A 9,622-nucleotide genomic window follows, 5' to 3' on the forward strand; every position below is an offset into this window, starting at 1 on the left:
GCGAGATCATGAAGGCCTACGACGTGGCCTTCAGCCTCGGCGACGGCCTGCGTCCCGGCTCCATCTACGACGCCAATGACGCGGCGCAGCTGGGCGAGCTGGAAACCCTGGGCGAACTCACCGACATCGCCTGGAAGCACGACGTGCAGACCATCATCGAAGGCCCGGGCCACGTGCCGATGCACCTGATCAAGGAGAACATGGACCTGCAGTTGAAGCACTGCAAGGAAGCCCCGTTCTACACCCTCGGCCCGCTGACCACCGACATCGCCCCCGGCTACGACCACATCACCAGCGGCATCGGCGCCGCGATGATCGGCTGGTACGGCACCGCCATGCTCTGTTATGTGACCCCCAAGGAGCACCTGGGCCTGCCGGACAAGAACGATGTGAAGGAAGGCATCATCACCTACAAGCTGGCCGCCCACGCCGCCGACCTCGCCAAGGGCCACCCGGGCGCGCAGATCCGCGACAACGCGCTGTCCAAGGCGCGTTACGAGTTCCGCTGGGACGACCAGTTCAACCTGGGTCTGGACCCGGACAAGGCCAAGAGCTTCCACGACGAGACCCTGCCGAAGGAATCGGCCAAGGTGGCCCACTTCTGCTCCATGTGCGGCCCGCACTTCTGCTCGATGAAGATCACCCAGGACGTGCGCGACTTCGCCGCCAAGCAGGGCATCGGCGAAGACGAGGCCCTCAGCAAGGGTATGGAAACCAAGGCCGTCGAGTTCGTGAAGAGCGGCGCGGAGATTTACCGGAAGGTGTAAAAAACACAGGGTAAGGCTCTGTTCCTGTGGGGGCGAATGAATTCGCCCCCACAGGAATCCCCCACAGACAGGCCCCGACGCCCTGCCCCCATACCAACTTCAAGCCGGTGTAGCATCCTCTTTCATTCCCGTCCTGGACGCCTTCGATGAACCTGGAAAAAGTCATTTTCGGCTTCTTCATCGTCTTTGCCGCCACGCTGAACTTCGGCTTCTTCATCGGCGAGCTCGACAACCCGGTTCACCACGATCTCTACGAGCTGTTCGCGGCGATCGTCGTCAACCTGATTGCCACGGTGCTCAAGTTCGGCGACCGGACGCAGATCGGCGCCGTGCACCTGGCCACCAGCCTGGTGGCCGACCTGCAGTTGCTGGCCGCCGCCATGGTGTGGGGCTACGCGACCCATGTGGCCGGCACGGGGGTTACCGCCGCCAGCATGTCGAGCATCGTCTCCCTGTCGGGCGGAGCACTGTTCGCCAACGTGGTGTCGGTGATCATCCTCATCGCCGAGACAATCATGCAGCGGCGCTGAGCCCGGTGGACAACACGCCCACCAGCACGATCTTTCTGGTCCTGCGGCGCCTGCGCGCGCCGCTGCTCACGCTGATCGTGATCTTCGCGGTGTCGGTCCTCGGACTGACGCTGGTGCCCGGTCCGCAGGACGCCAATGGCGTGCCGCAGCGGATGAGCTTCTTCCACGCCACTTATTTCCTCAGCTACACGGCCACCACGATCGGCTTTGGCGAGATTCCCTACGCCTTTTCGGAACAGCAGCGGCTGTGGGTAACCATCTGCATCTACCTGTCCGTGATCGGCTGGGCCTACACCCTGGGCACCGTGTTCGCGATGCTGCAGGACAAGAACTTCCTCAGCGCCCTCGCCGTGCAGCGCTTCGCGCGCCAGGTGCGGCGCCTGCGGGAAGCCTTCTTTCTGGTCTGCGGCTACGGCGAAACCGGCCACATGATCTGCCAGGCTCTCGACGAACTGGGCTACCGGGCGGTCGTCATCGACAAGGACGAAGGCAAGATCGCCGACCTGGAACTGCAGAGCTACTCCGCCGACATGCCAGCCCTGTGCGCCGATGCCGGCGTGCCCGACACCCTGGTCTTCGCCGGCCTCGCCAAGCCCCAGTGCCGTGGCGTCATTGCGCTGACCGACCACGACCCGACCAACCTGGCGATCGCCATATCCTCCCGCCTGCTGGCTCCATCCATCCCGGCCCTGTGCCGCGCCGAGCACGCGGAAACCGCAGCTAACATGGCGTCCTTCGGCACCCGCCATATCATCAATCCCTTCGAAAAATTCGGCGAGTACATGTCCCTGGCCCTGCGCTCGCCGTCGGCCTACCACCTGCTGCTGTGGCTGACCGGCCTGCCCGGCACGACACTGACCCGCCACCGCGAGCCGCCGAAAGGCAAATGGGTGCTATGCGGCTACGGCAGTTTCGGCAAAGTCATGGCGACCACCCTCGAGAAGGCCGAGCTGCCGCTAACGATCATCGACAAGAAGGTCTTCGTCGCCCCACCGCGCGTCGGCGTGAAAGGTGACGGCGCCTGCGGCGACGCGCTGGACAATGCAGGCATCGCCGACGCCGTCGGCATCGTGGCCGCCACGGGCAACGACATCGACAACCTGGCCATCGTCGTCACCGCCCGGACGATGAATCCCCGGCTGTTCACCGTGGTGCGCCAGAACCAGGTGGCCAATCGCACCCTGTTCAATGCTGTGGCACCGGATTTCTCAGTGGTACCCAGCGAGATCATCGCCCACGAATGCCTGGCCACGCTGACGACGCCACTGCTGGCCACCTTCCTACAGGCTGTCCGGCAGGCTGACGACACCTGGGCCCGAACCGTACTGGAGAAACTCACCGGCAAGCTGGGATGGACGGTTCCCGCCGTATGGAGCGTCAAGCTGAACCTGTCCCAGGCGCCAGCGCTGCACCGCCTGCTGATGCGCGGCGACGCCGCACCCAGCCTGGCATCCGTACTCAAGGCCCCCCTCACCGACCGCCCAGAACTGGGCTGCATTCCACTCCTGCTGGCACGGGACGGACAGACAGCACAGCTGCTGCCCGAGCTGGATCAGACCCTTCAGCCGGGCGACCACCTGCTCTTCGCCGGGACTGAAAGCGCCCGCAAGGAACTCGGCCTGACCCTGTTCAACGAACACAGCCTTCGCTTTGTGCTGACCGGGCGGGACAGCCCTGGCGGACTCATCTGGGAATGGTTCTCCGGCCGGCGTCCGAATGCCGACACAACACGATAGAATGCGTGCCAGTTAGCACAACAGCATCATCCGTATGAGCAACGCAGCCATCCTCCCCCCCACCCTTTCCCGAGCCAGCTTCAGTGTCGCCCTGATCGCCATCTTCATCATGGCGATGATCCCGCTGCCGGAAGTGTTCAACGCCTTTTCCTGGCAGGACAAACTCGAGCACTGCGCCGCCTTTCTGGTGCTGATGCTGCTGGGCTGGAGTGGCTGGCCTGACCACACGCGCAGGATCGCCACCGGCCTGCTGATGTATGGCGTGCTCATCGAGCTGAGCCAGCACTTTTTCACGCTCAACCGGGTCGGTGATCCCTGGGACGTTATGGCCGACGCCAGCGGGCTACTCATCGGCAGCTGGCTCATCCACCTGCATGGCGCACGCGGCACCTCCACGGCCTGAACGGCGCTACGCAACATCCCGCCCGGCACGCGCCAGCGCATCTCGGCACCAAAGCTCCGCCCCGCGAAGTTCATGTCTTGTCCGGCTATTCCGCCAGACCGGCGGACTTGAATAGATCGATAGTCGCGTTCTCGGTGAGGGTCTGCGTCGCATCGGCGCAGTCAATGGCCACCATTCGGCCTTGTGGCAGGCTCACCAGGATCGAGGTGTCCCCTTTGATGTCCTCGGTGATCTCGTAGCGATAGGCGCCGCGTTCGAATGCCAAGCTCGCCCCATGGGCCAGCAGGCTGAAGGTGAAATGCCCGCGCGGGTGCGTCAGCCTCCCAGGAAACCGGAACGCCCCCCTCGACGGCCCGCCAGCCCGGTACTGGAGATAGCCCTCCTCCTCCCCCAGGTTCATGGACGCGCATAGCGCGTACAGCTTAGCGCCAGCCCGACAAGACCAGATCGTGCGCTCACTGCCATGGCACAGGGTCGTGACGTCAGCCATCGCCGCATCGCCCCATGCGGCCCCGAGCAAGCCCAGCAGGAAGAGTACCTTGTTCATGCCATTCTGCACCCCACGCAGCGGAAGCACCTCGCCCCCCAGTCCCGCATGTTATCAACCCCCAGACTCGTTACCGCAAGCCCAACGCGCCCGGCACGCGCTCTTGCAAACCCCGAAGTGAGGTCTATAACTGAGGGGCATTACGCTCGCAGCATTGACAGCCTCCGCACCTCCTGAAAACGCTGCGCAACAGCCCCAAGGAGCACCAATCATGCTAACTGCCGGCGCGCTGAAGAAGGTCTTTCCCCTGTGCCCCGATCCCGACGCCTGGGCCAAGGCACTCGCCCCCGCCCTCGACAAATACGAGATCAACACCCGTGACCGCATCTGCAGCTTTCTGGCCCAGACCGGGCACGAGTCAGGGCAGTTCCGCAATCTCGTCGAGTCCCTCAACTACAGCGCGGCACGGCTGGTAAAAGTCTGGCCCAAGCGCTTCCCCACCCTTACCGCCGCCATGCCTTACGCGCAGAACCAGGAAAAGCTGGGCAATTTCGTATATGCCAATCGGCTCGGCAATGGCGACGTGAGTAGTGGCGACGGCTTCCGCTACCGCGGCCGGGGCCTCATCCAGCTCACCGGCAAGAGCAACTACGCGGCGGCAGGCAAGGCCATAGGCGTCGATCTGGTCAGCCACCCGGAGTATCTTCAGCAGCCCGCGTATGCCGCCCTGAGTGCCGCCTGGTTCTGGCAAAGCCACGGGCTGAACGCCCTCGCCGACGACAAGACGGACGACGATGACCTGGAAGATTTCCGGGAAATCACCCGGCGTATCAACGGCGGCCTTGTCGGCGTGCAGGAACGGTTCGCGCTCTACAAGCAGATCGAAGGTCTCATTTAGCGCTGAAAGCCCAGGTAGGAAAGATGCACGGCGGCTGTCTATAGTGGGCTTGTAAGCCTTGCGGAGCCATAACGCGGCGCCAAGAGGTGTTTCCAGACCCGCGTCCAGGGAGGTGCATGATGGCCGCCGCAGACTTCGGCTTCCTGCGTATCAAGGTCATCGCCTTGGCGGTCGTCGACAAGCACCGCGCCCACCGCTTCTACAGTGAAACACTGGGACTCGAGCCCGCCTATGAAGGCATGCAGAAGGTCGGCTATTTCCTCGGCACGACGATCCTGATGCTTAAATCCGGTTGGTACGGTACCCCAACGGATCAGCCCAACCCCCGCATCACCATCGCCACCAAGCATGCGCCGGATACCGCCGCAGCCCTGGCTGCCCGCGGCGTCCGCATCTCCGACCCGGTCCAGACCTACGACGACGGCTTCAATGTCGGCAGCTTCCTGGACAGCGAAGGCAACAAGCTGTGGTTCTGCTCGCCGGTAGCAACGGGCGAACAGCTTCCGTCACCGTAAGCGGGCATCCCGAACACCACACCAGAGGCGACAAGCCAGTAGGCCATCGCCGGCATGAACGCAAAAACGCCGACCACATGGATCGGCGTCAGAAAAACGTCAGACGAGGCGCTGAAAAGTAAAAAGCCCAGCCGATTAAGGCTAGGCTTTTTACTTGAATTTTTTGGTGGCCAGTCGCGGAATCGAACCACGGACACGCGGATTTTCAATCCGCTGCTCTACCAACTGAGCTAACTGGCCCCGAAAGAGAGCGCATTATAGGAAGCCATCAGATGCGCGTCAAGCACTTTCTACTTTTATTTTCGATCAGCCCGGCGGAAAGTGTTCTGACGCCACCCGCGGCAAAGCCGGGCGTCCGGCCGAATCCTCATCCGAGAGCGGGCGGCTGCGCGGGAACACGACTTGGGCAATGGTCCCCTTGCCCGATGGATTGGGAATCAGGCTGACCTTGGCACGGTGCAGTTCGGCGATCTCCCGCACAATGGGGAGGCCCAGGCCCGAGCCGCTCTCGGCACTTCCAAGCACCCGGTAAAAGCGCTCGAACACCCGCTCCCGGTCGCCTTCGGGCACGCCGATGCCGGTATCCTCGACCTCGACGATGGCGCGCTCGGTGGCGATGGTGCGCACCGTGACACAGCCTCCGTCCGGGGTGTACTTGATCGCGTTGTCGATGAGGTTCTTCAGCAGCTCACCAAGAAGCACCGGATTGCCGTCGATGACCAGGGGCTCATCGGTAGTCTCGAGGCCGAAGTCGATATTCTTTTGGCGGGCCCGCGGCACGAAGTCGCTGAGCATGTTGCGCAACAACACCTCCAGATCAACCCGTTCGACAGCGTAGATCTTTTCGTAGCTGGCCTCGGCACGGGCCAGGGAGAGAAGCTGGTTGATCAGGTGGCTCGCGCGCTCCGCACTCTGGGAAATATGCAGCAGGGAGCGATGGATCTGCTGCGGGTCGGTTTCCATGAGAGCCAGATCGGTCTGCATGCGCAGGCCGGTCAGCGGCGTGCGCATCTGGTGGGCCGCGTCGGCGATGAAGCGCTGCTGGGCCTGCAGGTTCTCTTCGAGACGCGCCATCATCTCGTTGAAAGCGACGATCAGCGGCCGCACTTCTTCAGGCACGCCGGAAACCGAAATCGGCGACAGATCGGATGGCCGGCGACGGCGGATCAGGCGCTGCAACTGGTTGAGCGGCGCGATGCCACGGGACAGTCCGAGCCAGACGAGGATCACCGCGATAGGGATGATCGCGAACTGGGGCAGCAGCACACCGGTCACCACCCGCGACGCCAGGGTGCTGCGCTTGTTGCGCGTTTCCGCCACCTGCAGCAGCACGAGCCGGTTGGGCATGCTGTCGATGGGGCGCAGGAACTGGTAGGCGACACGCACCTCCTCGCCGGCGATGGACTCGTCCCGGTACATCACCAGATCGGGCACGACGCTCTCGGGCACGCTGATCTGGGGAATATCCTTGTCGCCGGCCAGCAACTCGCCCTTGAAGCCAATCACCTGGTAGTAGACCGTATCGTCCTCATCGGCCCGCAGGATAAGGCGTGCCGGCGCCGGGAAATTAACCTTGGCCTGGCCGTTCTCCAGCTTGACGAGCCGGGCGATGGCCCGCACGTTGACCGCCAGGGCCTGATCATAGGGCTGATTGGCAATGCTGTTGGCGACGTTATGGGTGACGATGATGGAGATCGGCCACAGGAACAGTAGTGGCGCAAGCATCCAGTCGAGAATCTCGCCGAACAGCGAATTGAAGGCCTTGCCGTCGGCAGAGGACGCATCCTCTGCCACCTTGCGCCATCTAGGCGACCACATCCGGTTTTTCCAGGCAGTATCCCAGGCCACGTACGGTGACAATCTGCACACCGCTCTGCTCGAGCTTCTTGCGCAGGCGATGCACATACACTTCGATGGCGTTGTTCGACACTTCCTCACCCCAGCCGCACAGGTGGTCGACCAGTTGCTCCTTGCTCACCAGCCGGCCGGCGCGCAGCAGGAGCACTTCGAGCAGGCCAACCTCCCGCGCCGAGAGTTCAACCACCTGCCCATCGATCTTGACGACCCGGTCGGCCTGGTCATAGACGAGGCGCGCGTACTCGATGCAGCGGGCCTGGCCAGTACCGCGACGGGTCAAGGCCCGGACACGGGCTTCGAGCTCCGGCAGCGCAAACGGCTTGGTCAGATAGTCATCTGCACCAGCATCCAGGCCGCGCACGCGATCCTCGATGCCGTCCTGGGCGGTCAGGATCAGCACTGGCAGCACCGATTTTCGGGCACGCAGACGACGTAGCACCTCAATGCCCGACAACTTGGGCAGCCCCAGGTCGAGAATCAGCAGATCGAAGGTCTGGCCCAGCAGCGCCGTATCCGCTTCGGCGCCGTTGGCAACGTGGTCCACCGCGTAGCCGGCCTTCTTGAGCGCACGGCACAGACCGTCAGCAATAATCAGGTCGTCTTCAGCCAACAGAATCCGCATGGCACTCCCGATGTGATGCAGAGGTGTAAGTTTGAAGTAAGCAGGCCGATGCATATTCGGCCTGCTGTTCTCCTTTTACTCGGTCTTGGGGGCATCGGCCCGGCTTGCGCTGGACCACGCCTCGGGGGATCGGGCCGCCCGACGGCTCTGTCCCCCGCCGTCTTTTTCCTGACTGGCCGGCTCCGGCCTTTCCAGCGCGCCTCACCGCCACAGCGGGCTTTCACGGGCGCGACGACATTCCCAAAACAAATCCGCTTGAGTCTAGCACAGGGCCGCGCACGCCATTTCGGCACGCCAATGCCTGGCACGCAAATTAAAACCCCGGCGTCCTTGCGGAGCGCCGGGGTTGGCACACGGTTGCCGGGCATGCGCCCGGCGGGAAACAACGCTTAGTGGCTGGACGCAGCCGCTGCGCCGATACCGGTCTCGGAACGGATCAGCTGGGCAGCGAAGTCCTCACGCTCCTTCTGGGCATTCGGGCTGCGGTCGAGCAGCGAGAAGATCCAGATACCGACGAAGCCGATGGTCATCGAGAACAGGGCCGGCGAGGTGTAGGGGAACGGTGCGGAACCCTTCGGGTTGCCGAGGGTAGCGACCCACACGGAATCCGACAGCACGGTCATCACCACGGCGCTGATCAAGCCGAGGAAGCCACCGATCACCGCACCCTTGGTGGTGCAGTCCTTCCACAGCACGCTCATAAAGAGCACCGGGAAGTTGGCGGATGCGGCGATTGCGAAGGCCAGGGACACCATGAACGCGATGTTCTGCTTTTCGAAGGCAATACCCAGGACCACCGCGATCACACCCAGCACAACCGTAGTGATGCGGGACACGCGCAGTTCGGCGGCGGAGTCGGCGTTGCCGTTCTTGAACACGGTGGCGTACAGGTCATGGGACACGGCAGAAGCGCCGGACAGGGTCAGACCCGCAACCACGGCCAGGATGGTGGCAAAGGCAACCGCGGAGATGAAGCCGAGGAAGATGTTGCCGCCAACAGCGTTGGCCAGGTGGATAGCCGCCATGTTGCCGCCGCCCTTCAGCGCACCCTTGGCATCCAGGAACTCCGGATTGGTCAGCACGAAGGTGATCGCGCCGAAGCCGATGATGAAGGTCAGGATGTAGAAGTAGCCGATCCAGACAGTCGCCCAACCCACGGACTTACGGGCTTCCTTGGCATCCGGCACAGTGAAGAAGCGCATCAGGATGTGGGGCAGGCCAGCGGTACCGAACATCAGCGCCATACCGAAGGAGATCGCGGAGATCGGATCCTTCACGAAGGAACCCGGCCCCATGATGGAGTCACCCTTCTTCGCGGCAGCCACGGCGATATCGACACCCTTGGCAGCAGCTTCCTCGATCAGCTTGGCATCCTTGGCGGCCAGCGCGGTCTTGATTTCGACGGCCTTGGCGAACATCGCCTCGGGGCTGAAACCGAACTTGACCAGCACCATGAAGGCCATGAAGGAAGCACCGGCGAGCAGCAAGCAGGCCTTGATGATCTGCACCCAGGTGGTGGCCGTCATGCCACCGAAGAGCACATAAACCATCATCAGCGCACCGACCACGACCACCGCGATCCAGTACTCGAGACCGAACAGCAGCTTGATCAGCTGACCGGCACCAACCATCTGGGCGATGAGGTAGAAGGCCACGACGACCAGCGTACCGGACGCCGCAAAGGCGCGGATCGGGGTCTGCTGGAAGCGGTAACCGGCCACGTCGGCGAAGGTGAACTTGCCGAGGTTACGCAGGCGCTCGGCCATCAGGAAGGTGATCACCGGCCAGCCGACCAGGAAGCCGATCG

The 9,622-nt window shown here is 63.2% G+C and carries 10 protein-coding genes and 1 tRNA gene; 6 read left to right on the forward strand and 5 right to left on the reverse strand.

Going from position 1 to position 9,622, the window contains the following annotated elements:
* The 4 genes from ACE3RX_RS22575 to ACE3RX_RS22590 form a co-directional block, all read left to right on the forward strand.
* The coding region (locus tag ACE3RX_RS22575; RefSeq protein WP_374487220.1) for a phosphomethylpyrimidine synthase ThiC at window positions 1–767 on the forward strand (767 nt) is incomplete at its 5' end.
* Window positions 768–913: 146 nt separating this feature from the next.
* On the forward strand, window positions 914–1,297 hold the full coding sequence (locus ACE3RX_RS22580; protein WP_374487221.1) for a DUF6394 family protein: 384 nt from the start codon (window positions 914–916) through the stop codon (window positions 1,295–1,297).
* Window positions 1,298–1,302: 5 nt separating this feature from the next.
* On the forward strand, window positions 1,303–3,033 hold the full coding sequence (locus ACE3RX_RS22585; RefSeq protein WP_374487222.1) for a TrkA family potassium uptake protein: 1,731 nt from the start codon (window positions 1,303–1,305) through the stop codon (window positions 3,031–3,033).
* Window positions 3,034–3,067: 34 nt separating this feature from the next.
* Window positions 3,068–3,436 carry a VanZ family protein gene (locus ACE3RX_RS22590; RefSeq protein ID WP_374487223.1) on the forward strand — a complete coding sequence of 123 codons (369 nt, stop codon included), beginning with the start codon at window positions 3,068–3,070 and terminating at the stop codon, window positions 3,434–3,436.
* A gap of 85 nt (window positions 3,437–3,521) precedes the next feature.
* Here the strand turns inward: ACE3RX_RS22590 and ACE3RX_RS22595 are convergent, their stop codons facing one another.
* A complete protein-coding gene (locus tag ACE3RX_RS22595) occupies window positions 3,522–3,983 on the reverse strand; it encodes a hypothetical protein (RefSeq protein ID WP_374487224.1) in 462 nt (153 codons plus the stop codon).
* Between the two features lie 211 nt (window positions 3,984–4,194).
* On the opposite strand from ACE3RX_RS22595, the gene ACE3RX_RS22600 reads away from it, so the two are divergent.
* Both ACE3RX_RS22600 and ACE3RX_RS22605 read left to right on the forward strand, forming a co-directional pair.
* Window positions 4,195–4,821 (forward strand): glycoside hydrolase family 19 protein, encoded by a 627-nt coding sequence (locus ACE3RX_RS22600; RefSeq protein ID WP_374487225.1) that lies wholly within the window; start codon window positions 4,195–4,197, stop codon window positions 4,819–4,821.
* Window positions 4,822–4,940: 119 nt separating this feature from the next.
* The gene (locus ACE3RX_RS22605; RefSeq protein ID WP_374487226.1) at window positions 4,941–5,336 is read left to right on the forward strand and encodes a VOC family protein; all 396 of its coding nucleotides are present in this window, start codon (window positions 4,941–4,943) and stop codon (window positions 5,334–5,336) included.
* A 164-nt stretch (window positions 5,337–5,500) separates the two neighbouring features.
* Here ACE3RX_RS22605 and ACE3RX_RS22610 read toward each other — a convergent pair.
* From ACE3RX_RS22610 to actP, 4 genes are all read right to left on the reverse strand, one after another.
* Window positions 5,501–5,576, reverse strand: a tRNA-Phe gene (locus ACE3RX_RS22610).
* A 66-nt stretch (window positions 5,577–5,642) separates the two neighbouring features.
* Window positions 5,643–7,154: a sensor histidine kinase gene (locus tag ACE3RX_RS22615; RefSeq protein WP_374487227.1), complete on the reverse strand. Its 1,512-nt coding sequence runs from the start codon at window positions 7,152–7,154 to the stop codon at window positions 5,643–5,645.
* Entirely contained in the window at window positions 7,141–7,815 is a 675-nt protein-coding gene (locus tag ACE3RX_RS22620; protein WP_374487228.1) for a response regulator transcription factor, read from the reverse strand. Before ACE3RX_RS22620 ends, ACE3RX_RS22615 begins: the two co-directional genes overlap by 14 nt.
* A 389-nt stretch (window positions 7,816–8,204) precedes the next feature.
* Window positions 8,205–9,622, reverse strand: a 1,418-nt coding sequence (actP, locus tag ACE3RX_RS22625; protein WP_374487229.1) for a cation/acetate symporter ActP, incomplete at its 5' end; no start/stop codon positions are given.

The organism is Zoogloea sp., assembly GCF_041914405.1.
In the GTDB taxonomy this organism is placed as follows: domain Bacteria; phylum Pseudomonadota; class Gammaproteobacteria; order Burkholderiales; family Rhodocyclaceae; genus Zoogloea.

Excerpts from the sequence above, each read along its gene's own strand:
- ACE3RX_RS22620 (WP_374487228.1), bottom strand. The coding sequence starts at position 7,815 with ATGCGGATTCTGTTGGCTGAAGACGACCTGATTATTGCTGACGGTCTG.
- ACE3RX_RS22600 (WP_374487225.1), top strand. The coding sequence starts at position 4,195 with ATGCTAACTGCCGGCGCGCTGAAGAAGGTCTTTCCCCTGTGCCCCGAT.
- ACE3RX_RS22605 (WP_374487226.1), top strand. The coding sequence starts at position 4,941 with ATGGCCGCCGCAGACTTCGGCTTCCTGCGTATCAAGGTCATCGCCTTG.
- ACE3RX_RS22590 (WP_374487223.1), top strand. The coding sequence starts at position 3,068 with ATGAGCAACGCAGCCATCCTCCCCCCCACCCTTTCCCGAGCCAGCTTC.
- ACE3RX_RS22580 (WP_374487221.1), top strand. The coding sequence starts at position 914 with ATGAACCTGGAAAAAGTCATTTTCGGCTTCTTCATCGTCTTTGCCGCC.
- ACE3RX_RS22615 (WP_374487227.1), bottom strand. The coding sequence starts at position 7,154 with ATGTGGTCGCCTAGATGGCGCAAGGTGGCAGAGGATGCGTCCTCTGCC.
- ACE3RX_RS22595 (WP_374487224.1), bottom strand. The coding sequence starts at position 3,983 with ATGAACAAGGTACTCTTCCTGCTGGGCTTGCTCGGGGCCGCATGGGGC.